The organism is Paraburkholderia sp. J76, assembly GCF_905220295.1.
Lineage (GTDB): Bacteria > Pseudomonadota > Gammaproteobacteria > Burkholderiales > Burkholderiaceae > Paraburkholderia.
In genome coordinates this window covers 69,567-95,925 of the sequence record NZ_CAJMZJ010000013.1, presented here as the reverse complement: position 1 = coordinate 95,925, position 26,359 = coordinate 69,567, and the positions used below count along the sequence as shown (strand labels likewise).

The window sequence follows — 26,359 nt, the reverse complement described above, 5'->3', positions numbered from 1 at the left end:
CAGATTCAATGCGTAGGAATTTGTCTAGTCATGTGAGAGTGCGCAGCCGCGCCAGCCCGCGATTGCCGATGCGTTTCGCGTCGATTCCATCTGGTTATCAAGATGAAAATTTGTGACTTCTTTCAAAAATGAAGCCGGCCTGAATATCGTTCGGCCGGTTTCCATTCCCATCGCTTCACCCGCTCGCGGAGATCCGCCATGAATGACGCAACGCTCAGCGCCACCGCTCCGATCGCGCCGCCCGCGGCCACTCGTCAGAGCCAGTTCCGCCTTATCGCCGCGTGTTCGATCGGCAATGCGCTCGAAATGTACGACTTCACGGTCTACAGTTTTTTCGCGCTCCTCATCGGCCAGCTTTTCTTCCCCTCGGACAGCCCATACGGCTCGCTGCTGCTCGCCGTGGCGACGTTCGGCATCGGCTTCGTCATGCGGCCGCTCGGCGGCCTTGTGATCGGCAGCTATGCCGACCGGCGCGGACGCAAGGCCGCGATGACGCTGACCATCGCGCTCATGGTGGCGGGCACGCTGTGCATTTCGCTCGCACCCACCTACGCGCAGGCCGGCGTGCTGGGCTCGCTCGTGATACTGGCGGGGCGTCTTCTGCAGGGCTTTTCGCTCGGCGGCGAAATCGGCGCGTCCACGGCCATGCTGATGGAATCGGGCGAAGTGGGGCAGCGCGGCTTTCGCGTGAGCTGGCAAATGGGCAGCCAGGGCATTGCGGCGCTCATCGGCGCGCTCACGGGCACGGTGCTCTACGCCACGCTCTCGCCGCAGGCGCTGGGGAGCTGGGGCTGGCGTCTGCCGTTCCTGGGCGGTCTGCTGATCGCGCCGGTGGGCCTCTATATCCGCTCGAAACTCGACGAAACGCACGAGGCCGAACCCGACGCACCGGGCCCGCTCGGCGCGCTCATGCGCGAGCACGGCGCGAAAGTGGGTCTCGGCATCCTCTCGATCACGGCGGGCACGGTGGGCATGTATCTCGTGGTGTTCTTCATGCCGACCTACATGATCCGCGTGCTCAGGATGCCGCCGTCGCTTGCGCTGCTTTCGGGCTGTGCCACGGGCTTCACGATGCTCGTGGCTTCGCTCGTCTCGGGCAAGCTCACCGACCGTCTCGTGCGCCGCAAGCGGCTCGTCCTGTGCGCGCTGGTCTTCAACATCGTCGTGATCGTGCCCGCGTTCTGGCTGATGACGCGCATGCCGAGCGTGCCGCTCGTGCTCGCGCTCTCGGTCGTGATCACCGCCGCCGCGAATCTCGCCTCCACGCCCATGCTGCTGATACTCATGGAAATGCTCCCCGCCAGCGTGCGCGCCAGCGGTCTTTCGATCATCTACAGCGTGGGCGTGACGGTTTTCGGCGGCAGCTCGCAGTTCATCGTCACGTGGCTGCTCGCGAAGACCGGCAATCCGCTTTCGCCCGCGTTCTACCTCGTCGTTTGCGGGCTCGTTTCGCTGTGCGCCATAGGCGCGATTCGCGAGCGGCGCGTCGGCTGACGATGCGTTGCGCGCGGTCGCAAGCCTTCTCGATCCATCATATGAATAACGGACTCCTCATGAAACGTGAATCGTCGCTCACCCCGTTCCAGTTGCTGCCTACGTTGCTGCCCGAGATCGAAATCGACGCCGAAACTTTCATCGGCATTCGCCGCCAGATTCATTCGCAGCCCGAACTAGGCTTCGAAGTGGGCGCCACGGCCAGGCTCGTCGCCATGCTGCTGGAGAAGTGGGGCTATGAAGTGCATACGGGCATCGGCAGGAGCGGCGTGGTGGGGCAGCTCAAAGCAGGCGACGGCAAGCGGCGCCTGGGCATTCGCGCGGACATGGACGCGCTGCCGATCGTCGAAAACACGGGCCTGCCGTATGCGAGCCAGACACCCGGCAAAATGCACGCGTGCGGCCACGACGGGCACACGGCCATTCTGCTTGCCGCCGCGAAGACGCTTGCCGAGCGCCGCGATTTCAACGGCACGCTCAACCTGATCTTTCAGCCCGACGAGGAAAACCTGTGCGGCGCGAAGGCGATGATCGAAGACGGTCTCTTCGAACGCTTTCCCTGCGATGCGGTCTACGCGCTGCACAACATGCCGGGCGTGCCGGCCGGGACGTTCCGCGTGCTGCCGGGTTCCGTGAGTCTTTCGTCGGATGTGGCCGACGTGACGCTCAAGGGCGTGGGCGGCCACGGCGCGATGCCGCATCGCGTGAAGGACCCCATCGTGGCCGCGGCGGCACTCGTGACGGCGCTGCAAACCATCGTCGCGCGCAACGTGCCGCCCGACGAATCCGCAGTGGTGTCCGTGGGCTACATTCGCGGCGGCGCGACCCACAACGTGATTCCGGAGACGGTCACGCTCGGTCTGAACATCCGCGCGGCGCGCGCCGAAACGCGTGCGCTCGTGGAAGCGCGCGTGCGTGAGATCGTGACGCTCACGGCACAGGCACACGGCGTGCAGGCGCAGATCGATTACCGGCAACTCACGCCGCCGATGGTCAACACGCCCGAAGAGACCGCGCTTGCGCAGCAGGTGTGCGCGGATCTGGTGGGAGAAGACAACGTTGTTATGCAGGCGCCTAAGGGCTTGAACGGCAGCGAGGACTTCGCGTGGATGCTCAATGCCGTGCCCGGTTGCTACCTGCTGCTCGGCAACGGCGAAGGGGATTTCGGCGGCTGCATGGTGCACAACCCCGGCTATGACTTCAACGACCAGGTGCTGCCGCTTGGCGCGGCGTGCTGGGTGCGGCTCGCGCAGCGGTTCCTCGTGGCGTGACCGTGTGCAGTGGCGATGCGCAATTGGTTAGTCGTTCGAATCATCTGCATGGGCGGTTAGCAATTCGGGCGTCAAGCCCAGCCGCTCGCGCAGATCGACCCAGCCGCGCGCCGTGATCTGCACCGCGCGTGACTTAGGCGCGCGCCGCATCCAGCCGCGCTCGCACAGCAGCGTCAACCAGGCCACGCCGAGCGGACCCGCCAGGTGATGTTCGCGCTCGGTCCAGTCCAGACATTGACGCGCAATGCCATGACGCCCCGGCTTGAGCGCGGCGACGTCGAGACCGAGTTCGCCAAACCAGGCGGCGCCCGCGGGTGTTACCACGAAGCGCTTGTCGGTCTCGGCGGTGATGAGTCCTGCCTCCGTGAGGCGGCCCGTTAGCGCCACGCCGACCTGGCCCGCGAGATGGTCGTAGCAGCAGCGCGCGAAACGCAGGCTCTGCGCCTCTCGCCCAAGCGGTTTGCGGCGCGCGGGCGCGCGGGCGCCGACCGTCGCGAGGTTTTCGAGCAGGATGGCGATCTGCGCATCCGCGAGCCGGTAGTAGCGGTGGCGGCCTTCCTTTTCCAAGGCGAGCAGCCCGCCGTCCAGCAATTTCGCCAGATGGCTGCTCGCGGTTTGCGCGGTCACGCCGGCCGCGTAGGCCAGTTCGCCGGCGGGCAGTGCGCGGCCGTCGGCGAGCGCCATCAGCATCGCCGCGCGCGCGGGGTCGGCGATCAGAAAGGCCGTGGCGGACACCCTCGGCTGCATTTTCATGCGTTTCTCCAGGACATACGCGTAGCGTAGCGCGCGAGCGGGCTCGCATGCTTCGATACGCATCGAAACATGGCTGTCTCCTTGCGCCCGATACTCGGCTCACGGCCAGCGCCCGACGCGCGCCGGCGCATCAGGGGATGCCTATGCAGACGCACGAAATTCACAACACGCGAGTCAGCGCACAGCAACGCCGTGTGCTTTGGGCCACGAGCATCAGCTACGTCGTGGTGATCCTCGACACCTCGATCGTCAATGTCGCGCTGGAGCGCATCGAGGCGAGTCTCGCAGGCGGCGTGGCCGGCCTGCAATGGGTCGTGAACGCCTATACGCTCACGTTCGCGAGCCTGCTGCTTTCGGGCGGCACGCTCGGCGACCGGCTCGGCGCGCGCCCGGTCTATATGGCCGGGCTCGCGGTCTTTACCGCCGCCTCGGCGATGTGCGGCGCGGCGCCGAGCCTCGCGTTGCTCACGCTCGGGCGCGTGCTGCAAGGCGTGGGCGCCGCGCTGCTCATGCCCGCATCGATGGCGCTCATCAACGGCGCGTGCGCCAACGCGCGCGAGCGCGCCGCCGCCTTCGGCGTGTGGGCCGAGCTAGGCGGTGTCGCGATGGCGGCGGGCCCGTTGCTGGGCGGCTTGCTGATCGGGCTCGCCGGCTGGCGCAGTATCTTTCTTCTCAATGTGCCGGTGTGCCTCGCCGGCATCGCCATGGCGACGCGCGTGGCGCCGCAGCCGCGTTCGGGCGCGCCGCGCCGGCTCGATCTCGCGGGGCAGGCCGCGGCCATCGCGGCGCTGGCGCTGCTCAATGCCGCCATTATCGAGGCGCCTGCGCACGGCTGGCATGCGCCGCTCGTCGCGGGCGCTCTCGCGCTGGCGTGGGCGGCGGCGATTGCATTCGTCGCGCTCGAAACGTATCGCGCGCAGCCGATGTTGCCGCCCGGCTTTTTCCGCGATCCCGTGTTCAGCGCGGCCGTGCTGGTCTCGATGATTTCGGCGTTCACGTTCTACGGTCTGCTATTCGGGCTCAGCCTGTACTGGCAACAGGAGCGCGGCTTCGCGCCGTTGCGCGCGGGCCTCGCTTTCCTGCCGCTCACCGTGGTTGTGCCGCTCGGCAGTCTGCTTTCGCGGCGCGCGGTGGCGTGGCTCGGACCGCGCGCGCTCGTCGCGCTTGCGTGCCTGCTTGCGGCAGCGGGCTATCTCGGCGCGGCGGCATGCGCGACGACGGCGCGCTACGACTGGCTCGCTTTGCCGTTGCCGGCCATCGGTTTTGCCGCCAGCCTCATCACGCCCGCGGCGACCGCCGCACTGATGGCGAGCGTCGATCAGGGCCGCGCGGGCATCGCGGCCGGCGTGCTCAACGCGGCCCGGCAGACGGGCGCTGCGCTCGGCGTGGCCGTGGCGGGCGCCATGATCGCGGGGCGCGCGTCGATCGGCGCGGGCATGCGTGTGAATCTGCTGGTCGCCGCCGCGCTCTCGGCGGCCGCGGCTTGGGGATGGTGGCGCGCGTGGCCCCGGCACGCGGCGGCGTCGCACGACGAAACGAAGGCGCGCGCCGTGGATCGTCCGCCGCGAATTCTGGGATAAAGTGCCCCTGCATGCATCGCGCATTCGCGCGGGCCATGTGCCACAGGAGGAGTTCGTCATGGCCGAATACGGGCAACATCCCTCGTCCGTGCTGTCGCTCAGGAGCGCCCACGACTTCGACACGACGATCGCGCGCGTGAAGACCGCGCTCGCCAAGGCGGGCGCGAACGTATTCGCCGACGTCGACCAGCGCGAAGCCGCCGAAACGGCCGGGCTCAGCCTGCGCCGCACGCGCCTGATCCTGTTCGGCAATCCGAAGGCGGGCACGCCCGTCATGGCCGCCAACCCGCACGCCGCGGTGGAATTGCCGCTGCGCATGGTGATCTGGGAAGACGACGAAGGGCACACGCGGCTCGACTACCGCGACGTTTCGCAGACGCTTGGCCCCCTCTACGGCATCGACGCCGAAGTGCTCGCGCCGTTGCAGCGCGTGGTCGGTCTGCTGCAGGTTGCGGTGCAATAGGCAGGTAGACGGCGAGCACCCGGGCGCCCATCTTCGGCGGACGCTTAAAAATTGACAGTCGCGCCGCGCTTCGCTTAACGTAGGCGGCTTGCGACTTCACCCGGCAAGCGGGCGAAGCGCGTTGCCCGCCGCTGCCTCAATCCGCCGATGACTTTCCGCGCTGAACACCCCGACGATCCGCCGCGCGATCGCGCCCGTGCGTCCGATTCGACTTCCGCTTCTTCGTCCACGGCATCGCCCGGGTCGGCCGCCGTTTCGGGCGCGAAACCCGCACTACCCGAAAACCCGCGCGATGCCGCGTTCGAGCAGCACTGGCGGCGCAATCTGGCCGTGTGCGTGGTGGGCTCGTTCACGACGCTCGTCGCCATGACGCTGATGCTGCCGTTCCTGCCACTTTACGTCGAGGAACTGGGCGTGCGCGGCCACGCGGCCATCGTGCAGTGGTCGGGTATCGCCTACAGCGCGACGTTCTTCACCGCCGCGCTCGTCGCGCCGGTGTGGGGGCGTCTCGGCGACCGCTACGGCCGCAAGCCCATGCTCGTGCGCGCGAGCCTCGGCATGGCGATCACGATGTCGCTCATCGGCATGTCGCGCAATATCTGGCAGCTCGTCGCGCTGCGCCTGCTCGCGGGTTTCGCGGGCGGCTATTCGTCCGGCTCGACCATCCTCGTCGCCACGCAAACGCCGCGTCACCGTTCGGCGTGGGCGCTCGGCGTGCTGTCGTCGGGCATCATGGCCGGCAATCTCATCGGGCCGCTCGTGGGCGGCTTGCTGCCGCCGCTCATCGGCCTGCGCGCCACGTTCTGGGTTGCGGGCGCAACGATCTTCGCGGCTTTCGTCGCGACCTGCGTGTTCGTGAAGGAAGCGCCGCGGCCCGCGCGCGCGTCGCATCACGCCGCGCACAAGGGCGGCTGGTCGGCGCTGCCCGACAAGCGCCCGATCGCCGCCATGCTCGTGACCGGCATGCTGCTGATGCTCGCCAACATGTCGATCGAACCCATCATCACCGTGTACGTGGCGACGCTCGTGCACGACCCCGCGCGCGTGACCTTCGTCGCGGGCCTTGCGATGTCGGCGGCGGCGCTCGGCAGCATCGTCGCGGCCTCGCGCCTGGGACGCGTAGCGGACCGCGTGGGGCACGCGAAGGTGATCGTCGGCGCGCTTGCGGTCTCGGCGGTGCTGCTCGTGCCGCAGGCGTTCGTCACGGCGGGCTGGCAGCTCGTCGCGCTGCGCTTTCTCATGGGCGTGTCGCTCGCGGCGCTGCTGCCGTGCATCGCGACGGTCATTCGACACAACGCGCCGGACCACGCCGCGGGCAGCGTGCTCGGCTATTCGGTCTCGGCGCAATTCGCGGGGCAGGTGGTCGGGCCGCTGATCGGCGGCTTCGTCGGCGGGCATCTGGGCATGCGCGCCGTGTTTCTCGGCACGAGCCTGCTGATGCTGGCGGGCGCGGTGTTTGCGTGGCGCGCGGTGGGCTTCGCCCGGCGCGCGTAAAGCGGCTATAAGGCCGCGGGCCGCGGGCCGCGCGCAGGCGGGCAAACGTGAGGCGAGGGCGGCGAGGCTGCGCGCCGCCGCCCCGGGTTCATCGGCGCTCGATCAGAGCCCCGGCTCAGCGAACAAAGTCAGCGACTAAAGTCAGTGGCCAAAAAACACGTCGCACTGGGCGCGCGGCCAGCACATCTTGCCCGCGCGCTGGCCCGACGCGCCGCGCGTATCGGGCGTGCCGCCGTACGACATGTCGGTGCTCGCCTGAGCCGAAGCGTTGGCGTCGTCGATCATCGTCTGATGCGAGCGCTCCTGCGGAAGGGACTCGTCCTTCGCGTGCGCCGTGCCGGGCGCAACGGCTGCCACGGCGGCCACGCATGTGGCGATCAATGCCAGGCGTAATGTCATATCAACCTCCTTTCTCGAGTTCGTGAGTGCGCCTTCGCGGCAATGACGAAGTCACTGCGGGATAACGGCGGAGTAACTCCGCGGCGAAGGTGCGCGCGAGCGAGAGGCTTGGTCCCGGCCGCACACTCATCTGGAAAGTCGGGATGCCTGCGCGCAACGCACGGCTGCCGAACGTCTTAGCTCACTACTCACGAAAGAAGCGCGCCCGCGCATTCGGGGGCGGCACAGCGCGGCGCGACGCAAGAAGAAGGGGCGAGCGGGCGCGCAGAGAACATCCGCGCTGTACTTTCAGTTATAGCTCGCGCCGCATGGAGTGCAACAAGCCGAATCCGGGGCCGGCGCGGCGCAGATCGAGGGCCGCATCCCGACCCCGCGCCCGCCGCCGCTCGCGCGATTCTTTCGGTTTTGAAATTCGCTGAAAGTATTCGGAAATTAAACGGTCGCCGTGTAGTCATGTTGCGATGTTGTAATGCGCTCGCCCTGATGTAAGGCGCATTGGGGCCCGTTCGCAGGACGGATGGGCTCCCCCTGAAGGCGTGGCGGCAGGGCGCACTCGTGCGCGCCGCGTCCGAAGGACTTCAAAGCAACTCAAACAATCGACCGGAGCCTCACAATGCTGTATCGCCGAGCATTACTTGCCCTGCCTTGCGCGGGCCTCGCTGCCGCTTTATTCGCATGCGGCAGCAGCAGCAATTCGAATTCGGGGACGCCCGCCACCGCGGCCGCGTCGGCACAAGACTCGTTGACGACGGCCACGCCGATCAAGCACCTCGTCGTGATCTACGGCGAGAACGTTTCGTTCGATCACTACTTCGGCACCTACCCGAGCGCCGCGAACCCGAGCGGCGAGCCGTCCTTCACGGCCGCGGCGGGCACGCCGGCAGTCAACGGCCTCACCGCCGCGCTGATCAACGCGAACGGCAACGCGAACGCGACGCTCAACGGCGCGGACGCTTCGGGGCCGTTTCGCCTCGACCGCACGCAGGCCGCCACGGCCGACCAGAACCACGCCTACACGGCGGAGCAGCAAGCCGGCGACAACGGCGCGCTCGACCTGTTCCCGAAGTACACGGGTAAGGGCACGAGCGGCGGCGCGGGCGCCTTCGGCACGAAGGGCCAGGTGATGGGCTTCTACGACGGCAACACCGTCACGGCGATGTGGAACTACGCGCAGAAGTTCGCCATGAGCGACAACGCATGGACCACGACCTACGGTCCCTCGACGCCGGGCGCGCTCGAAGTCGTGTCGGGCCAGACTAACGGCCTCGAACTCGTGAACACGTCGAAGCAGCCTTCGACGGTTGCCGCGCCGACGTATTACATCGAAGACGGCGCAGGCGGCCTCACGATGATGGGCGACGTGGACCCGGGCTACGACCTGTGCTCGAGCAAGACCGATCAGGGCATGATCAACGCGCAGAACATCGGCGACCTGCTAAACGCGCAGAAGATCACGTGGGGCGGCTTCATGGGCGGCTTTAACCTGCAGACGGTCAACCCGAACGGCACGACGGGCTGCCTGCGCAGCACGGTCGCGACGGCCGTGAACGCGGCGACTGCCGACTACAGCCCGCACCACAACTGGTTCCAGTACTTCAAGTCGACGGCGAACCCGCAGCACTTGCGCCCGAGCGCGACGGCGGCCATTGGCGCGACGCTCGAAGCGGACGGCAAGACGCTCGACCCGGCGAACCACCAGTACGACACGGACGACTTCTTCGCGGCCGTGAAGGCAGGCAATTTCCCGTCGGTGAGCTTCCTCAAGGCGCCGGCTGCCCAGGACGCGCACGCGGGTTATTCGGACCCGCTCGACGAGCAACAGTTCGTGACCAAGGTCGTGAACTTCCTGATGCAGCAGCCCGACTGGAAGAACACCGCCGTCGTCGTGACCTATGACGATTCGGACGGCTGGTACGACCACCAGTACATGGCGCCGGTGCATTCGTCGATGAACGCCGCCGACCAGCTCAACGGCAACGGCGTGTGCGGCACGGGCACGCAGCCGACGGGTGTCGCCGGTGCGCCGGTCAATGGCCGTTGCGGCCCGGGCACGCGTATTCCGTTCGTCGTGATCTCGCCGTGGGCGAAAGCCAATTACGTCGACCACACGTTCATCGATCAAGCGTCGGTCGTGCGCTTCATCGAAGACAACTGGCTCGGCGGCGCGCGTCTTGGCGGCGGTTCGTTCGACGCTGCCGCGGGCGACATGCGCGCGATGTTCAACTTTAGCGGTATGGGCAATTTGCCGGTGTTGTACCTCGACGGCACGCTCGGCACGCAGCTAAGTGCCGCGCCGTCGATCTGACCGGCTTACGGCGCGAGTCTGACCGTCGGCACGCGTGCATCGCGCGCGCGCCTGGGCGGCCGGCCTCGCGCCGTTCTCACGCCGTGTGGCTTTCGCCGCGTTGCGCGCCAGCTTCGACGTTTGCTGGGTGAAACGCGGCGTTCGGCTTTTCCTTCTCGTGGTATTACGCAAAGAAAGATCGAATCATGTCCGAGCTTTCCACTTCGCCTGGCCCCTCATCAGCCAGACCGCGCAGCGCGTCGAGCCCCACGCGGCTCGTGCTGCGCGCCGCCGCCGCCGCGATCGCGGCCGGCGCACTGGGTTTCGGCGCCTACGCCCTGGCGTTTCCGGCCAACGTGCCCGATGCCTTGGGCGAGGCCGTCGAGAACCTGACCGGCGCGAATGCCCACCCTGTGGTGCTGCAGCGCCCGCCAGTCGCGCCGCTTTCGGCCATGGCGCAGCTCGGCAAGCAGCTTTTCTTCGATCCGGCGCTTTCGGGCTCCGGTCAGCAGTCCTGTGCTTCGTGCCATAGCCCCGGCCATTCCTACGGCCCCCCGGATGGGCACGACGTGCAGTTGGGCGGCCTCGCGATGAACCAGCAGGGTTATCGGCCGCCGCCTTCGCTCATGTATCTGTACCGCCAGCCGAATTTTAGCATCGGGCCCGATCAGGGCGAAAACGACGACGCGCCCACGGTCGCCCAGCAGGCCACGGCCGCCGCCGACGTCGTGAAGTCACAGAAGGTGGCGGGCGGCGCATCGACCTCGGTGGAGATGGTGCCGCAGGGCGGACTCTTCTGGGACGGACGCGCCGACACGCTGCAGCAGCAGGCCTACGGCCCGCTGCTCAACCCGGTGGAAATGGCGAACGCGAACATCGAACAGGTGGCGGCGAAGCTCGAAAAAGCGCCGTACGCGAAGCACTTCAAGGAACTGTTCGGAGACCGGATCTTCAGCGACCCGAAGCTTTCCGTGGCCGAGGCGATGTTCGCGATCTCGCGCTATCAGGTGGAGGATCAGTCGTTCCATCCGTATAACAGCAAGTACGACCGCTGGCTCGAAGGCCATGCGCGCCTCACGCAAGCCGAACTGCGCGGCCTGCGCCTCTTCAACGACCCGAACAAGGCGAACTGCGCGGGCTGCCACCTCTCGAAGCCCGGCAAGGACGGCCTGCCGCCGATGTTCACGGACTATCAGTACGAGGCGCTGGGCGTGCCGCGCAACCACAAGCTCGCGCAGAACAAGGACCCGCACTTCTTCGATATGGGCGTATGCGGCCCGTTCCGCGCGGACTTCAAGGACCAGACGCAATACTGCGGCATGTTCCTCACGCCCACGCTGCGCAACTCGGCCACGCGCACGGTGTTTTTCCACAACGGCGTGTATCACAATCTCGACGACGTGATGGCGTTCTACAACGATCGCAATACGGACCCGGGCAAGTTCTATCCGCACGGCGCCGACGGCAAGATCGACAAGTACGACGATATCCCGCCGCAGTTCCAGAAGAACGTGGATGTGACCGATGCGCCGTTCGACCGCAAGTTCGGCGACAAGCCCGCGATGACGCAAAGCGATATTCAGGACATCATCGCGTTCCTCAAGACGCTCAACGACGATCCCGTCACGTCGAAGCAGTGAGCGGGGCGGGGCAACCCGTCGCCGTGAAGTCGAAGGGGCGTGTCCGGCCTGAACCCGGACACGCCCCTTTTGCGCCTGTGAGCCTCAAACGAGCTTCGCGTTGAGCGTGATCTTCGCGTTGTTGGCGAAGAGCTTCGACACCGGGCAGTTCTCCTTGGCGCCCTTTGAAAGCTCGTCGAACTTCGCCTGATCGATGCCCGGAATCTTCGCGCTCATGTCGAGCTGGCAACTCGTGATGGCGAAGCCTTCGCCCACCTTGTCGAGCGTGACGGTCGCCTTCGTCTCGATGCTCTCGGCCGTGAAGCCCGCCTGGGTGAGAAACAGCGAGAACGCCATCGTGAAGCAGCCCGCGTGCGCCGCGCCGATCAACTCCTCGGGATTGGTGCCGGGACCGCCTTCGAAGCGCGAGGCGAAGCCATAGGGCGCCTCCTTGAGCACGCCGGTTTGCGTCGAGATCGTGCCTTGTCCGTCCTTGATGCCGCCGTGCCATTTTGCCGATGCCGTCTTTTGCATGATGTCGCTCCGCGAGTTTGGGTAACGAGTTTGGGTGAGGACGTGCAGGGCGCGCAATTTGCGTACCGCCGCATGCGCCGCGGGGTCGGGATCAGGGCTTCGGCGGCGTTTCGCCCGCGTACCAGGCAGCGGCCGCGTCGATCTCCTCGGGCGTCATGTTGCGCGCGATGTTGCGCATCTGTTCGGAAATGTCGTTGTGACGCGTGCCGTTCGCGAACGCGAGCAGTTGCGCCTTCGTGTAGGCGGCGGGCAAACCGTCGAGCCACGGACTGCCGATCTTGCTGTCCACGCCGCCATGGCACGACGCGCAGGCGGGAATATTGCGCAGCGGCGCGCCGTGCGCCACGATATCGGGCGCGCCGCCGTGCAGGTGCGCGATCGGCTGCAGCGAGGCGTAATATGCCGCGAGGTCGCGCATGTCCTCGTCGGACAAATCGCGTGCCATGGGCGACATCACCGCGTTCTGACGCGCGCCCGTCTGGAAGTCGTGCAGTTCCTTGAAGACGACGATGGCGAACTGTCCCGCCAGATTCGGCGAATTGGCCATGCTGATGCCGCGCGGTCCGTGGCACATCGTGCAGCGCAGGGCGAGCGTCGCGCCGCGGCCAATCGAAAGCGCGGTCGCGCCGTCGAGCATGTGCGGCGTGAGTTCGACCTGGCTTAGCCGGTAGCCCGGCGGTACCGCCGATTCGACCGGATGCCACTCGCGCGGCACGCCGGCGGCGCTGCAGATGGCCGTCCAGATGCCCTGAAAATACGGATCGCTCTTGGCGGAAGGCAGCCAGATGAAGCCGATCAGCACGGAGACGACGAACACGACGATCGTCGCGCCCACGCCCGTGCGAAACCACACGTTGCGAAACGAGAACAGGCGTTCGTCGCTCATCGCTGCGCTCCAATCGGGATCGCGGGCACGGCCGATTCGGGCGTGGCCAGCAGTTGCGCGATGGGGTAGCCGTAGTTGGTGATCGTGAGGGCGACCATCAGCACGATCCACAGCCCGAAGCTGTTGAGCGCCACGGGCAGCGTGGCCGACTCGTGCACCGGCTTGCTGAAGCGATATTCCTCGGGCGCGGCCGCCTCGCTGCGATGCCCCTGAAGCAGCACGATGAAGAACAGCACCGCCGAAATCACGAGTATCAGACCGCCAAAGGCGGAGAGCACGACGAGCGCGCCCTGGCCCGCGAGCGCGGGGTCGCTGTAATCGTAGTAGGCCATGCGCCGCGGCATGCCCATGAGGCCGACCAGATGCCACGGAAAGGTCGTCACGATCATGCCGACGAACCACAGCCACAACTGCCAGCGCATGAGGCGCCAGTTGTTGAGCGCGCGGCCCGTGATCTGCGGCCACAGGTCGTAGGCGATGGCGAAGTACATGATGACGATCGCGCCGCCGTAGATCAGGTGGAAGTGGCCCGTGATCCACTGCGTGTTGTGCACGGACTGGTCGAGCTGATAGCTCATGTTGATGAGGCCGCCCGCGCCGCCGAAGCCGAGCATGACGAACGAGAACGCCACGGCCAGCATTTGCGGGTTCTGCCAGGGCAGTTTCGCGATCCAGCCGAACGCTCCCGTGCCGCCGCGCAGCCGCCCGGCGATTTCGACCGACGCGCAGATCGTGAACACGGTCAGCAACGTGGGCACCGAAACCAGCGCTGTGAACACCGACTGCACGAACTTGAAGCCCGAGCCCACCTGCGGATCGGTGAAGAGGTGGTGCAGGCCGATAGGCATGGCCACCACGAGGAACAGGATGAAGGAGATGCGCGCCATCACGTCGCTGTAGAGCCGCCCGCCGATCGCGCGCGGAATGATCGTGTAGTACGCGATATACGCGGGCATGAGCCAGAAGTAGACGATGGCGTGCAGCGTCCACGAGAAGAACACGCGCGCGAGGCCCGCGTCGATGGTCGTGCGCCAGCCGAAGGCCACGGGCAGGATCTGGAACAGCACTTCAATGGCCGCGCCCACGGCGGTCCAGCCCCAGAGGTACGCGCCCGCCGTGGTCGCGAACATGGCGAGCGGCAATGGTTTGCCGGGGTTCTCGCGCTTCCATTTCGAGGTGTTCACGCTCATCAGCGCGACCCACACCCACGAGCCCACGACCACGAGCACGACGCCCAGGTAATAGAACACGTTGCCGATCATCGGCGGATAGAACGTATAGAGCACGGAAGCGAGGCCGAGCGCGACGGGCACCGAGGCCGTGACGGAGCCGAGCGCGAGCAGGACGAAGCCGGCCCATGCCCACCTCACGCCCACGAGCGGGCGCTTGAGCGCGAGTTCGCTAACCGCGTAACCGAAGCCCATGGCGATGAGCGTGGGAAACACGTAGCCCATCACGGTGCCATGCTCCGTGACCGAGCGGTAGTAAAGCTCGGGGTCGCCCAGCCACGGGTGCAGCGGGCTGCGCACGAACATCTGCCACGCGCCGAGCAGCAGCGCCACGCCGAACACGATGAACGCGAGCCAGAAGTGGGCAAGTACGAGTCGCTTGTTATTTAACACAGCTAAATCTCCGCGCTGAATTGCCTGCCTGATTCGCCATCTGCATGAAAGCATCCTTGTCGATGACTTTCACGTGGGCCCACATGCCCTGGTGGCCCGTGCCGCAGTATTCGTGGCACGGCATGAGGTGGTCGGAGGGTTTGTCGAAGCTCGTACGGAACGTCGAGATGTAGCCCGGCTCGACCATCGAGTTCAGGTTGGTGTCCGTGACGAGAAAGCCGTGCACGACGTCGGCGCTCGTCGCGCGGAACGTAATGGGCGTGTTCGCCGGCACGAGAATGCATTGCGGCGTGAACGAGTATTGCTGCGCAAGAATGCGCACGGTGACGGAGCCGTCGGTTTCCACGGCGCTGCCGAGGTTCGATTCGACAAATTCGCCGGACATGTGCAGCGTTTCCGGATTGACCAGTTCCACGCGTGAAGGCGGCATCATGGCCCAATGCAGGCCCGTGAACACCACCACGGCCACGAGCAGGGCGACGAACGCCACCATGAGCGCGGCCCAGCGGCGCTCGACGCGCGCGGCGACTTCGGCACTGGCATGGTTATCGAGCGGATTCGACATGAGGCCGGCCTTTTCTTGTCTGTCTGGTCTATTGGATGACGCCGCGCGGCAGGAACACGACGAAGTAGAAGATGAACCAGATCGCGGCCACGATTAACGTGGCGATGCCCGCGACCGCGAGCGCGCCGCCCGGGCCGTCGGCGACGATCTCGTCGACCTGCTCGTGTTGCGGGCGCTCGCCTGGCTGTTCGGGTGCGGGAGTTTCGATCATCGCGGCCTCCCTCAGAAAAGTGGCGCGGAACGCAGCGCGTTGACTTCGTGTTCGGAAACCGGCGTGCCGTGATTGCCCCACGCCGTGCGGATATACGTGACCACGGCCGCCACTTCCTCGTCGGAAAGCGACTGCGCGAACGGCGGCATGCCATAGGGCATGGGGTTCTTGCGCGTGCCCGGCGCGTAGCCGCCGTTGAGCACCATGCGGATGGGGTTCACGGCCGAGTTCATCTGGATCGACTGGTTGTTGGCGAGCGGCGGGAAATGCGGCAGCTTGCCCTGGCCTTCGGTCGCGTGGCACACCGCGCACTGCGACTCGTAGATCTTCTTGCCGAGCGGCACGAGGCGCGCCGCTTCCTCCGTCACGAAGGTGCTCCTGGGCGACGTGTCGACTTCGTTGTTGTGGCCCGGCAGCGACTTCAGATACACGGCCACGGCGCGCACGTCGTCTTCGCTGAGGTACTGGAAGCTGTCGTACACCACTTCGGCCATCGGTCCGTACACGGCGCCGCGTTTCGAAACGCCCGCGTGCAGCAGATCGACGATGTCCTCGATGCTCCAGTCGCCGAGGCCGGCTTCCTTGTTCGAGGTGAGCGAAGGCGCGTACCAGTTCTGCACGGGGATCAGGCCGCCCTGGAACTCCTTCGAAGCCGAGTTGCCGCCGAGCGCGTTGATGGCAGTGTGGCACATCGTGCAGTGGCCGAGCCCCTGCACGAGATACGCGCCGCGATTCCATTCGGCGGACTGCGCCGGGTCGGGCTTGAACTCGCCCTGGCGGAAGAACAGCGTGCGCCAACCGAGCAGCAGCGCACGCTTGTTATACGGGAAGCGCAGATCGTGCGGCCGGTTCTCCTTGTGCACGGGCGGCGTGGAGAGCAGGTACGCGAAGATGGCGTCCGAGTCCGCGCGCGTGACCTTCGTGTACGACGCGAACGGCATGGCCGGATAGAGCAGCGTGCCGTCGCGCGATTTGCCCTCGTGCAGCATGCGGTAGAACTGGTCGGCGGTCCACGCGCCGATGCCGAATGTCTTGTCCGACGAGATGTTCGGCGTATAGAGCGTGCCGAACGGCGTTTCCATTGGACGGCCGCCGCCGAACATCTGTTCGGACGGCACCGTGTGGCACGCAATGCAGTCGCCCGCGCGCGCGAGATATTCGCCGCGCGCGATCAGTTCGGCGTTGCCCGACACCGGTTTCGCGTTGGCCGCGGCTGCCGCGGCGGCGGCGCTGGCCGCATTGGCGGCGTTCGCGCTGGGCGCGGCCGTTTGCGCGAGCGCGACTGCGGCGCCCATGCAGAGCGTGGCGGCCGCGAGCGAGCGGCAAAGCGAAGCGGGGAGAAGGGATCGAAGTCTGTGCACGTCGAGGCCCCGGCTAGTGAGGAACGCTGCCGCACGCGAGCGGCAGCGGCGCGGCTGCCGCGGGCGCCGGATCAGCAGGCGCGGGTTGCGACGCGAGCCAGGCCGCGATCGCGGTGATGTCGCGGTCGGCGAGACGGGTGGCGATGTCGTGCATGCAATCGGGCGCGGCGCCGCGGCGCGTGCCGTAGCGGAACGCGCCGAGCTGCGCGCTGATGTAGTTCGGATGCAGCCCGACAAGACCCGGAATGGCGGGCTGCATGCCCGTGAGCGAGGCGCCGTGGCAGAGCGCGCAGGCGGGCACGTTGCGCTTGCTGTCGCCGTTCAGGACGAGCGACTTGCCGAGCGCGAGCGTGGCGGCGTCGACGGTGGGTTGCGCAGGCGGCGGGTAGGGCGGGTGCTGCTGCGAGAAGAATTCCGCGAGCTGCTTGAGATAGGCGTCGGGCAGATACGCCAGCAGGTAGTTCATGGGCGGATAGCTGCGGCCGCCGTCGCGGAATGCGACGAGCTGGTTGAACAGATAGGCCGCGGGCTTGCCAGCGAGACGCGGGAAGTAGTCGTTGTCGGTGCCTTCGCCGTGCGCGCCGTGGCAGGCCGCGCAACCCATGACGCGGGCCTGCATCGTGTCAGGCGCGGGCTCGGCGGGCGGCGCCGCGAATAGCGGCGCACAGGGCAGCGCGAACGCGAGGATGAGGAGGACGATGCGGTTTCTCAATGATTCCCTCGGTACGGAATGTGACTACACAAACGCGTTGCGATTCGATATCAGTTGAGGCGTCGTCCGTGGGGATTGTCGTTTTCCATGACGGCCGGGCGCGCACCTTTTGATGGAGATTATCGGAGAACGCCGACTTGTGCAGCCCGGATGCGCAAAAAAATCCGCGGCATTTCTTGCTGTCGTCGATGTTCGCAAACACAACGATATGTGCTTTCCATCGCGCATCGGGTTCGGCGAATTGCATCGGAATGCGAAATAAAATGAAGCGCTTTTAATACGTGATTTCGTGCGGCGCGCGGATCTCCGTGGATGGCGTTACTCGTGCAGTCATCCGATGTCCCCGGCCTGTTGCGTGCGGGCTTTTCCCGCGGTTATACGACAACGTATAATGGAACGACATACGCCTATTCGAGCCAAGGAGATCCACATGGCGGAGTCGCTTGCCGCGCCCATCGCCGCGCGTAGCCGCAATCTCGCCGAGCAGGTCGTCAACTTCATCCGCGAGCAGATCGCCGCGCGCGCGCTCAAGCCCGGCGACAAGCTGCCCACCGAAAGCAATCTCATGACGCAACTGGGCGTGAGCCGCACGGTGGTGCGTGAGGCCATTTCGCGTCTGCAGGCCATGTCGGTGATCGAAACGCGTCACGGCATCGGCAGCTTCGTGCTGGAGCCGCGCCGCGAGCCGCTCGATCTCGACGTCGTGCCGGCCAGCACGCTGGACGACGTGCTTTCCGTGCTCGAGTTGCGCATCAGCCTCGAAACGGAGGCCGCGGGTCTCGCCGCGCAGCGCGCGAGCGAGCGCGACCTGGCCGGCATGCGCGCCGCGCTCGACACGCTCGACGTCGTCATTCGCACGGGCGGCGACAGTTCGGGCGCCGACCTCGAATTCCACGTCTCGGTGGCGCGCGCCACGGGCAACCGTTATTTCGTCGATATCCTCACGCAGATGGGCGCGGCGTTGATCCCGCGCCGTCGCGTCGATTCGGCGGGCATTGCGCATCGCGATCCGCAGGCTTATGCCGAGCTGGTGAACCGCGAGCACGAAAGCATTTTCGACGCTATCGCGCGGCACGATCCCGAAGGCGCGCGCGCGGCGATGCGCATGCATCTGTCGAGCAGCCGCGAGCGGTTGAGGCGCGCGGCGGCGGAGGGGGAAAGGGCGTAGCGCGTTCGAACCTCCTACGCACGCGGAAAAACAGCGGCCAGGGCCGCTGTTTTCATTTGGATCACCGAGAGAAGGCGACTACCCGCGCACAAGCTCCCCATTCCTGCGCCGCCACAGATCGAGCGGATTCGCATCCGCGAGCGCCTGCGGCAGCAACTCCGCCGGGAAGTCCTGATAACACACGGGCCGCAGGAAGCGCTCCATCGCGCTCGTGCCCACCGAGGTCGCGCGGCTATCGGAAGTGGCCGGGAACGGGCCGCCATGCACCATCGCGTGCGTGACTTCCACGCCGGTCGGGAAGCCGTTCACGAGCAGGCGTCCCGCCTTGCGCTCGAGTATCGGCACGAGTCGCATGGCAGCGGGTATGTCGGTGCGGTCCATCTGGATCGTCGCCGTGAGCTGGCCGGCGAAATGCTCGGCCACGGCGAGCAGTTCCGTCTCGTCCTTGCAGCGCACGAGCGTCGAGGCCGGGCCGAACACTTCGTCTTCGAGGGCGGGCTGCGCGAGGAAGGTTTGCGCGTCGGTCACGAAGAGGGCGGCGAACGCCTGGTTCGGCCCGCTCGCGCCCTGGCCTTGGGCGAGCGCGCTCACGCCCGGGGTTTGCGCAAGTCGCCGCGCGCCTTCTTCATACGCCGCATGAATGCCCGAAGTGAGCATGGTCTGCGCGGGCTTGACGCCCAGCGCCTGCGCCGCGGCCTGCGCGAACGCATCGAGCGCCGGGCCTTCGATGCCGATCGCCAGACCTGGATTCGTGCAGAACTGGCCCGCGCCCAATACGAGCGAATCGACGAAACCCTGCGCGATGGCCGCGCCGCGCGCCGCGAGCGCCTCGGGCAACAAAAACACGGGATTGATGCTGCTCATTTCCGCGTAGACAGGAATGGGCTCGGGCCGATTCGCGGCGATGCGCACGAGCGCCATGCCGCCCGCGCGCGAGCCCGTGAACCCCACGGCCTTGATCGCCGGATGCGCAACGAGCGCTTCGCCCACGGTGCGCCCGGCGCCGACGATGAGCGAGAACACGCCTTCGGGCAGCCCCATCTCCTGCACCGCTTGCTGGATCACGCGGCCCACCATCTCCGATGTGCCGAGGTGCGCGCCGTGCGCCTTGACGATCACCGGGCAGCCCGCCGCGAGCGCCGCCGCCGTGTCGCCGCCCGCCACCGAAAACGCGAGCGGGAAGTTGCTGGCGCCGAACACCGCGACAGGACCGAGCGCGATTTTCTGCAGACGCAGATCGGCGCGCGGCAGCGGCTTACGCTCGGGCAGGGCGGCGTCGAGCGTGGGCGTCAGCCACAGGCCCTGGCGCACTTCCTGCGCGAACAGCTTCAGTTGACCGACGGTGCGGCCACGCTCGCCTTCGAGGCGCGCTTTCGGCAGGCCGGTTTCCGCGTGGGCGCGCTCGGTGAGCGCGTCGCCCAGCGCGGCGATGCCGTCGGCGATGCGTTCCAGAAACGCCGCGCGCACCGCGAGGGGCAGCGTGCGGTAGGCGTCGAACGCCGCGGCGGCGAGCTTGCAGGCGGCGTCGACGTCGGCGGCCGTGCCGCTGCCGAAGGCCGGCGCGGGGATCGCCTCGCCCGTGGCGGGATTGAGTGCCGCGAGCGGCTTTTCCGAGCCGCGCACCGCGCGGCCTCCAATAAGCATGTCGCCAGTGATTTGCATGTCGTCTCCGAGTAAGAGTGCCGCGAGCTAAGTCATCGTACAACTATCATACGCCAGTTAGCCTGCGAATGAACGCAACGGTGCGTCATTTGTGGATGAGAAACGCCGCCGCCCACGCCAATCAAGCCTTTTCGGGTATGATTTCCGTTCCGGAGCAGGGTAAACACGACGTTGGCTCCCGTGAGGCACAAGTCTAGAATGTCATCAGACAACGTACCACGCATCACCCAATCCGCGCGCCCTCTACGCGCCAGAAGGAGACAGCCCCGATGTCCGCCCCTGCCCACCGTCACGAACATCTGCTGGAGTCGGCTAGTGCCAAGGTCCTGCGGCACGTGCTCCCGCTTTTCCTCATCATGTTCATCGCGAACTATATCGACCGCGTGAACGTCGGCTTCGCAGGCGCGCACATGAAGGCCGATATCGGGCTTTCGGCGGCGGCGTATGGGTTCGGCGCGGGGCTCTTCTTCGTGGGCTATGCGATCTTCGAGGTGCCGTCCAACATCCTCATGCAGAAGTATGGCGCGCGCGCATGGCTTACGCGCATCATGGGTACCTGGGGCCTCGTGGCGGGCGCCATGGCGTTCGTGCACAGCGACACCTCGTTCTACGTGCTGCGGTTTCTGCTCGGCGTGGCCGAAGCGGGCTTCTTTCCCGGCGTGATCTATTACTTCGCGCAGTGGCTGCCGCAGAAGGAGCGCGGCAAGGCGGCGGCTGTGTTTCTCGCGGGCTCGGCGTTCGCCTCCGTGCTCTCGGGGCCGATCACGGGCGCGCTGCTTTCCGTGCGCGGCCTGGGTCTCGCGGGCTGGCAGTGGATGTTCCTGATCGAAGGCGGCTTTTCCATCGTGCTGTGCGGCGTGAGCTGGGTATTCCTCAAGTCGCGCATTCGCGACGCGCACTGGCTCACGAGCGACGAGCAGGGCGCGCTCGAAACGTATCTCGCGCGCGAGCAGGCCGAGCGCGAAGCCGCCACTGGCGCGCACGTGTCCGTGCTGCGCCTGCTGAGAGACCCGCAGATCGTGCTGTTCTGCTTCCTCTATTTCGCCATCCAGCTCACCATTTACGCGGCCACGTTCTGGCTGCCCACGATCATCCGCAAGATGGGCGGCCTGAGCGACTTCCAGGTCGGCCTCTACAACGCTATTCCGTGGATGATCGCCATCGTCGCGATGTACGGCTTCGCGCTGCTCTCGGCGAAGTACCGCTTCCAGCAGGCGTGGCTCGCCGTCGCGCTCGTGATCGCGGCCTGCGGCCTGTTCGCTTCGACTTCGTCGGACCCGGTGTTTTCGTTCGTGGCGATCTGCTTTTCGGCCATCGGCTTCAAGGCGGCTTCGTCGCTGTTCTGGCCCATGCCGCAGGGCTATCTCGACACCCGCGTGGCCGCCGGCGTGATCGCGCTCATCAATTCGCTCGGCAACCTGGGCGGCTTCTTCGCGCCCGCCACTTTCGGCTATCTTCAGCAGCATACGGGCTCGATTACGGGCGGCCTGTACGGCCTGGGCGTGACGTCGCTCATCGCCGCGGCCGCCGCGTTCCTCGCCCGCAACAAGCCGTCGCGCCGCGCCTTTGCCGACGATGCGGTGCGCAGCGGCGCGCATTGAACCCGGGCGCCACTTTCAATCGAGAAGGAAATACACACCATGAATCAGCCGAACCCCGAGTGCTTCTTCGTCTACGTCGCGAATTCGAAAGACGGGGACATTGGCGTGTTCCATCTCGACGCGCGTAATGGCGCGCTCACGCCGCAAGCGCGCGTGGCGGCGCAGGACAACGTCATGCCGATGGCGCTCTCGCCCGATCGCCGCCGCCTGTACGCGGCCACGCGCGGCGCCGACAAGCGCATCAACGACTACGCCATCGATGCGCAAACCGGCAACCTCGCGCCCAACGTGCAGACGCCCATCGAATCGAGCCTCGCGTATCTGTGCGCGGAGCCGCTGGGGCGTTTTTTGCTGGGCGCTTCGTACGGCGAGCACCGCGTGAGCCTGTATGGCGCGGGCGATCTTGAGAGCGGGAAGGGCGCGCCGCTGCAAGTCGTGAGCGACGTGAAGCATGCGCATGCCGTCATCGTTTCCGCCGATGGGCGCTTCGCATATGCGTCGTCGCTTGGCAGCGACCACGTGTTCGCGTTCGCGCTCGAAGACGAAGGGCGCCTCGTCGAGATCGGCACGGTCGATCTCGGCGCGGGCTTCGGTCCGCGCCATCTGCGCTTTTCGCCGGGCGGCGACGTGCTGTACGTGCTGAGCGAATTCCGCGCGACAGTGGCGGCTTTCGCGCGCGACGCCGCCACGGGCAAGCTCGCGCCGCTGCACGTTTCGCCGCGCGCCGCCGCCCTCGCGCATCTGAATGACGGTTTCGCGCGCCCGAGCCCCACGGACCCCGTGCAGCCGGACCCGGCCGTGCTCGCGAAGAACATCTGGGCCGCCGACATCCACGTTTCGCCCGATGGCCGCTTCGTCTACGTGTCCGAGCGTACGACGAGCCAGATTCTCGCGCTGCGCGTCGCTCAGGATGGCGCGCTCGAATACGCGGGCGCAACCGCGACGGAAACGCAGCCGCGCGGCTTTCGCATCGACCCGACGGGCCGTTTTCTCGTGGCATGCGGAGAAAAATCGCAACACGTCTCGGTCTATTCCGTCGATGCAAACAGCGGCGCGCTCACGCCCCTCTCGCGCAGCGAGGGCGGCAACGGCGCGAACTGGGTGGAGATCGTCGCCGCCGGCGCTTAACCGGTTCAACAAAACGTTTCGATCGTCAGGGCGCAGCGCGCCGCACTTTTACAGGTAATACCTTCATGTCCACACAAACCGTTCAACCGAACGCCACCCCCGTTGTGACCGAGCTGCGCGTCGTGCCCGTGGCGGGCCGCGACAGCATGCTGCTGAACCTCTCCGGCGCGCACGGTCCGTTCTTCACGCGCAACGTCGTGCTGCTGCGCGACAGCGCGGGCAACACCGGCATCGGCGAAGTGCCCGGCGGCGAGGCGATCCGCAAGACGCTCGAAGACGCGCGCGCGTTCGTGGCGGGCCAGTCCATCGGCAACATGCAGTCGGTGCTCAATACCGTGCGCAAGCAGTTCGCCGACCGCGACTCGGGCGGCCGCGGCCTGCAGACCTTCGACCTGCGCACCACGATTCACGCGGTCACGGCGCTCGAAGCCGCGCTGCTCGATTTGCTCGGCCAGCATTTGAACGTGCCCGTTGCCGCGCTGCTGGGCGAAGGCCAGCAGCGCAGCGAAGTGGAAATGCTCGGCTATCTGTTCTTCATCGGCGATCGCAACAAGACCGATCTCGCGTACGCGAGCGGCGCCGATGGCCGCGACGACTGGGAGCGCCTGCGCACCGAAGAAGCGATGACGCCGGAAGCGGTCGTGCGTCTGGCGGAAGCCGCGCAAGCGCGCTACGGCTTCAACGACTTCAAGCTCAAGGGTGGCGTGCTGGCGGGCGACGCGGAAATGGAAGCGGTCACGGCGCTGGCCGAGCGCTTTCCCGAGGCGCGCGTGACACTCGACCCGAACGGCGCATGGTCGCTGGCCGAGGCCATCCGGCTGTGCCGCGACAAGCACGGCGTGCTCGCCTACGCGGAAGACCCTTGCGGCGCGGAAAACGGCTACTCGGGCCGCGAAGTGATGGCCGAGTTCCGGCGCGCCACGGGCCTGCCCACGGCCACCAACATGATCGCGACCGACTGGCGGCAAATGGGCCACGCCATCCAGTTGCAATCGGTGGACATTCCGCTCGCCGATCCGCACTTCTGGACCATGCAGGGTTCGGTGCGCGTCGCGCAAATGTGCAACGACTGGGGCCTCACGTGGGGCTCGCATTCGAACAACCACTTCGACATTTCGCTCGCCATGTTCACGCACGCGGCCGCGGCCGCGCCAGGCAAGATCACCGCGATCGACACGCACTGGATCTGGCAGGACGGCCAGCGCCTCACGCGCGAGCCGCTGCAGATCGTGGGCGGCAAGGTGCAGGTGCCGCAGAAGCCGGGCCTCGGCATCGAGATCGACATGGACGAACTGGAAAAGGCCCACGCGCTCTACCAGGAACACGGCCTCGGCGCGCGCGACGACGCGATCGCCATGCAATACCTCGTTCCCGACTGGAAATTCGACAACAAGCGCCCGTGCCTCGTGCGCTGAACGCCGTCTTCAACCGAACACTTTTACTGACTTCGCTACAGGATCAAGACCATGACCACGCCGCAAGAACTCAAGCAAATCGTCTCCGAAGGCCTGCTTTCGTTCCCTGTGACCGACTTCGACGCGCAAGGCAACTTCCGCGCGAGCACGTACGCCGAGCGCCTCGAATGGCTGGCCCCCTACGGCGCGAGCGCGCTGTTCGCGGCGGGCGGCACGGGCGAATTCTTCTCGCTCACGAAGAGCGAGTACTCGCAGGTCATCAAGACGGCCACCGAAACCTGCAAGGGCAAGGTGCCGATTCTCGCGGGCGCGGGCGGCGCGACGCGTGTGGCCATCGAATATGCGCAGGAAGCCGAGCGCAACGGCGCGCAAGGCATTCTGCTGATGCCGCATTACCTCACGGAAGCCTCGCAGGAAGGCATTGCCGCGCACGTGGAGCAGGTTTGCAAGGCCGTGCCGAAGATGGGCGTGATCGTCTATAACCGCGCCAATTCGAAGCTCAACGCCGACATGCTCGAACAACTCGCGGACCGCTGCGAGAACCTGATCGGCTTCAAGGACGGCGTGGGCGAGATCGAGGCGATGGTGACGATTCGCCGGCGTCTGGGCGAGCGCTTCTCGTACCTGGGCGGCCTGCCCACGGCCGAAGTCTACGCCGCGGCGTACAAGGCGCTGGGCGTGCCGGTGTATTCGTCGGCGGTGTTCAACTTCATTCCGAAGACGGCGATGCAGTTCTATCGCGCGATCGCCGCCGACGATCACGCCACCGTCGGCAAGCTCATCGACGAATTCTTCCTGCCGTATCTGAAGATCCGCAATCGCCGCGCGGGCTATGCGGTGAGCATTGTGAAGGCGGGCGCGAAACTCGTGGGCCGCGACGCGGGCCCCGTGCGCGCGCCGCTCACCGATCTTGCGGAAGAGGAAGTGGCGCAGCTCGACGTGCTGATCAAGAAGCTCGGCGCGCAGTAACGCGCGCGGCGGGTCAGGCGTCGCCGAACAGGTCCAGGTTGGCGCGCTCGCGCTTTTTGCCTGCGTTGCCTGCCGTCTTGCGCGCGCGGCGCGGCCTGCCGAATACCTCGTCGGGCGTGAAGCCGAATTCGGCGATTGCCGCGCGCACGCTGGCCAGCGCCTCGTGCGCCGCTTCGGCGCGCGCCGCTTCGATACGCTCGTCGAGTTCGCGTTTCTGGGCGAGCAATTCGCGGTAAGTAGCCATCGATTAATTCTGTCGAGTGAAAACGAGCCGCTGATTTTACGCGCTGCGCGGGCTTCGCGTGGGTTTTAAACCGCACACGCAGTATCAAAGATACGCGGCGAGCAACGCGACCACGACGCCCGACAGTCCCATCAGCAAGGCCGCCAGCCACAGCGACCCGCGCGCGGGCGCGCGCACCGAGGCGGGCAAACGCTTTTTGCCGCTGATCATCGGGCCGATCAGATTGTGGCCTTTCACGAGCGCATAGACGGCAATCGCGCACACGTGCAACACGACCGCCGCCGCGAGCAGATCCCAGCCCCACGCATGCAGGCCGGCGATGGCATTGGCGATTTTCGCGGGCACGATTTCGCTGAGCGGGCCTTCGTCGGCGATGTCGTTGTTGTCGTAGAGACCCGTGAGCGTTTCGAGCAACAGCAGCGCGAGCAGCAGCAGGACCATCCAGCCGCCCGCCGCGTTGTGGCCCACCTGCACGTCGGGCTCGCGCCGCAACAAATGACGCAGATGCTCGACCGCCTTGCGCGGCGACGCCACGAAGCGCGAAAAGCGCGCGGTCTCGCTGCCGAAGCAGCCCCACAAAATGCGAAACAGCACGAGCGCGAGCAGCGTTTCGCCGATGCGCACGTGCGCCTGCATCCAGTTCATGCGCTGCGTGACGTAGGCCGCCGCCACGAGCAAGACGCTCAGCCAGTGGAACAGGCGCGTGGGCAGGTCCCAGACGGGCACGCGTCGCTCAGGCTGGTTGGGGCGGTCGCGGGTTGCAGATGTCGTCGAGTTCATGATCCGTGGCTGGCTGGCGAGCGGATGTGGCGCTCAAGGGCATCATAGTTCAGGAACGTTCGCGCGCCATGTGCGGCGCAAGATATGCCGCTGCGGCTACGTGGCGTCGCTTGGCGACTTCGGCCATACTTGCCGCGTGCCTTA

24 protein-coding genes are annotated in these 26,359 nt (G+C 66.6%); 12 read left to right on the top strand and 12 right to left on the bottom strand.

Annotated features, from left to right (window positions below; translation table 11 throughout):
• Nucleotides 1-198 precede the first annotated feature (198 nt).
• Both U5768_RS23465 and U5768_RS23460 read left to right on the top strand, forming a co-directional pair.
• Entirely contained in the window at nucleotides 199-1,494 is a 1,296-nt protein-coding gene (locus U5768_RS23465; protein ID WP_322032786.1) for an MFS transporter, read from the top strand.
• A 59-nt stretch (nucleotides 1,495-1,553) separates the two neighbouring features.
• Nucleotides 1,554-2,765 carry a M20 aminoacylase family protein gene (locus U5768_RS23460; RefSeq protein ID WP_322032785.1) on the top strand — a complete coding sequence of 404 codons (1,212 nt, stop codon included), beginning with the start codon at nucleotides 1,554-1,556 and terminating at the stop codon, nucleotides 2,763-2,765.
• A gap of 27 nt (nucleotides 2,766-2,792) precedes the next feature.
• Here the strand turns inward: U5768_RS23460 and U5768_RS23455 are convergent, their stop codons facing one another.
• On the bottom strand, nucleotides 2,793-3,518 hold the full coding sequence (locus U5768_RS23455; protein WP_322032784.1) for a helix-turn-helix domain-containing protein: 726 nt from the start codon (nucleotides 3,516-3,518) through the stop codon (nucleotides 2,793-2,795).
• Between the two features lie 143 nt (nucleotides 3,519-3,661).
• Here U5768_RS23455 and U5768_RS23450 point away from each other — a divergent pair, with 143 nt between their 5' ends.
• The 3 genes from U5768_RS23450 to U5768_RS23440 all read left to right on the top strand — a co-directional run bounded on the left by U5768_RS23450 (nucleotide 3,662) and on the right by U5768_RS23440 (nucleotide 7,055).
• Complete coding sequence (locus tag U5768_RS23450; protein ID WP_322032783.1) at nucleotides 3,662-5,098, top strand: MFS transporter; 1,437 nt, start codon at nucleotides 3,662-3,664, stop codon at nucleotides 5,096-5,098.
• A 58-nt stretch (nucleotides 5,099-5,156) separates the two neighbouring features.
• Nucleotides 5,157-5,561 (top strand): DUF302 domain-containing protein, encoded by a 405-nt coding sequence (locus U5768_RS23445; RefSeq protein ID WP_322032782.1) that lies wholly within the window; start codon nucleotides 5,157-5,159, stop codon nucleotides 5,559-5,561.
• Nucleotides 5,562-5,708: 147 nt separating this feature from the next.
• Nucleotides 5,709-7,055: a multidrug efflux MFS transporter gene (locus U5768_RS23440; RefSeq protein WP_322032781.1), complete on the top strand. Its 1,347-nt coding sequence runs from the start codon at nucleotides 5,709-5,711 to the stop codon at nucleotides 7,053-7,055.
• A 141-nt stretch (nucleotides 7,056-7,196) separates the two neighbouring features.
• Here the strand turns inward: U5768_RS23440 and U5768_RS23435 are convergent, their stop codons facing one another.
• The gene (locus U5768_RS23435; protein ID WP_322032780.1) at nucleotides 7,197-7,454 is read right to left on the bottom strand and encodes a hypothetical protein; all 258 of its coding nucleotides are present in this window, start codon (nucleotides 7,452-7,454) and stop codon (nucleotides 7,197-7,199) included.
• Nucleotides 7,455-8,070: 616 nt separating this feature from the next.
• On the opposite strand from U5768_RS23435, the gene U5768_RS23430 reads away from it, so the two are divergent.
• On the top strand, nucleotides 8,071-9,759 hold the full coding sequence (locus U5768_RS23430) for an alkaline phosphatase family protein (protein ID WP_322032894.1): 1,689 nt from the start codon (nucleotides 8,071-8,073) through the stop codon (nucleotides 9,757-9,759).
• Between the two features lie 185 nt (nucleotides 9,760-9,944).
• Nucleotides 9,945-11,378, top strand: a complete 1,434-nt coding sequence (locus U5768_RS23425; protein ID WP_322032779.1) for a cytochrome-c peroxidase — start codon at nucleotides 9,945-9,947, stop codon at nucleotides 11,376-11,378.
• 84 nt (nucleotides 11,379-11,462) lie between these two features.
• On the opposite strand, the gene U5768_RS23420 is transcribed toward U5768_RS23425, so the two are convergent.
• The 7 genes from U5768_RS23420 to U5768_RS23390 form a co-directional block, all read right to left on the bottom strand.
• Entirely contained in the window at nucleotides 11,463-11,891 is a 429-nt protein-coding gene (locus U5768_RS23420; RefSeq protein ID WP_322032778.1) for an OsmC family protein, read from the bottom strand.
• Between the two features lie 91 nt (nucleotides 11,892-11,982).
• Nucleotides 11,983-12,777 (bottom strand): c-type cytochrome, encoded by a 795-nt coding sequence (locus U5768_RS23415; protein ID WP_322032777.1) that lies wholly within the window; start codon nucleotides 12,775-12,777, stop codon nucleotides 11,983-11,985.
• Nucleotides 12,774-14,399, bottom strand: coding sequence for a cbb3-type cytochrome c oxidase subunit I (locus tag U5768_RS23410; RefSeq protein WP_322032776.1), 1,626 nt, complete (start codon nucleotides 14,397-14,399; stop codon nucleotides 12,774-12,776). Before U5768_RS23410 ends, U5768_RS23415 begins: the two co-directional genes overlap by 4 nt.
• On the bottom strand, nucleotides 14,389-14,964 hold the full coding sequence (locus U5768_RS23405; RefSeq protein WP_322032775.1) for a cytochrome C oxidase subunit II: 576 nt from the start codon (nucleotides 14,962-14,964) through the stop codon (nucleotides 14,389-14,391). Before U5768_RS23405 ends, U5768_RS23410 begins: the two co-directional genes overlap by 11 nt.
• A gap of 28 nt (nucleotides 14,965-14,992) precedes the next feature.
• Complete coding sequence (locus U5768_RS23400) at nucleotides 14,993-15,175, bottom strand: hypothetical protein (protein WP_322032774.1); 183 nt, start codon at nucleotides 15,173-15,175, stop codon at nucleotides 14,993-14,995.
• An 11-nt stretch (nucleotides 15,176-15,186) separates the two neighbouring features.
• Complete coding sequence (locus U5768_RS23395; protein WP_322032893.1) at nucleotides 15,187-16,470, bottom strand: cytochrome c; 1,284 nt, start codon at nucleotides 16,468-16,470, stop codon at nucleotides 15,187-15,189.
• 79 nt (nucleotides 16,471-16,549) lie between these two features.
• Nucleotides 16,550-17,155 (bottom strand): c-type cytochrome, encoded by a 606-nt coding sequence (locus U5768_RS23390; RefSeq protein WP_322032892.1) that lies wholly within the window; start codon nucleotides 17,153-17,155, stop codon nucleotides 16,550-16,552.
• Nucleotides 17,156-17,678: 523 nt separating this feature from the next.
• On the opposite strand from U5768_RS23390, the gene U5768_RS23385 reads away from it, so the two are divergent.
• Entirely contained in the window at nucleotides 17,679-18,416 is a 738-nt protein-coding gene (locus tag U5768_RS23385) for a FadR/GntR family transcriptional regulator (protein WP_322032773.1), read from the top strand.
• Between the two features lie 78 nt (nucleotides 18,417-18,494).
• Here the strand turns inward: U5768_RS23385 and U5768_RS23380 are convergent, their stop codons facing one another.
• A complete protein-coding gene (locus U5768_RS23380) occupies nucleotides 18,495-20,078 on the bottom strand; it encodes an aldehyde dehydrogenase (NADP(+)) (protein WP_322032772.1) in 1,584 nt (527 codons plus the stop codon).
• Between the two features lie 269 nt (nucleotides 20,079-20,347).
• Between U5768_RS23380 and U5768_RS23375 the strand changes: the two genes are divergently transcribed.
• The 4 genes from U5768_RS23375 (at nucleotide 20,348) to kdgD (ending at nucleotide 25,191) form a co-directional block, all read left to right on the top strand.
• The gene (locus tag U5768_RS23375; protein ID WP_322032771.1) at nucleotides 20,348-21,679 is read left to right on the top strand and encodes an MFS transporter; all 1,332 of its coding nucleotides are present in this window, start codon (nucleotides 20,348-20,350) and stop codon (nucleotides 21,677-21,679) included.
• A 39-nt stretch (nucleotides 21,680-21,718) separates the two neighbouring features.
• Entirely contained in the window at nucleotides 21,719-22,807 is a 1,089-nt protein-coding gene (locus tag U5768_RS23370; protein WP_322032770.1) for a lactonase family protein, read from the top strand.
• 65 nt (nucleotides 22,808-22,872) lie between these two features.
• A complete protein-coding gene (gene gudD / locus U5768_RS23365; RefSeq protein ID WP_322032769.1) occupies nucleotides 22,873-24,222 on the top strand; it encodes a glucarate dehydratase in 1,350 nt (449 codons plus the stop codon).
• A gap of 51 nt (nucleotides 24,223-24,273) precedes the next feature.
• A complete protein-coding gene (gene kdgD, locus U5768_RS23360; protein WP_322032768.1) occupies nucleotides 24,274-25,191 on the top strand; it encodes a 5-dehydro-4-deoxyglucarate dehydratase in 918 nt (305 codons plus the stop codon).
• A 13-nt stretch (nucleotides 25,192-25,204) separates the two neighbouring features.
• On the opposite strand, the gene U5768_RS23355 is transcribed toward kdgD, so the two are convergent.
• Entirely contained in the window at nucleotides 25,205-25,435 is a 231-nt protein-coding gene (locus tag U5768_RS23355) for an H-NS family nucleoid-associated regulatory protein (RefSeq protein ID WP_322032767.1), read from the bottom strand.
• Between the two features lie 84 nt (nucleotides 25,436-25,519).
• A complete protein-coding gene (locus tag U5768_RS23350) occupies nucleotides 25,520-26,215 on the bottom strand; it encodes a cytochrome b/b6 domain-containing protein (protein WP_322032766.1) in 696 nt (231 codons plus the stop codon).
• Between the last annotated feature and the right edge of the window lie 144 nt (nucleotides 26,216-26,359).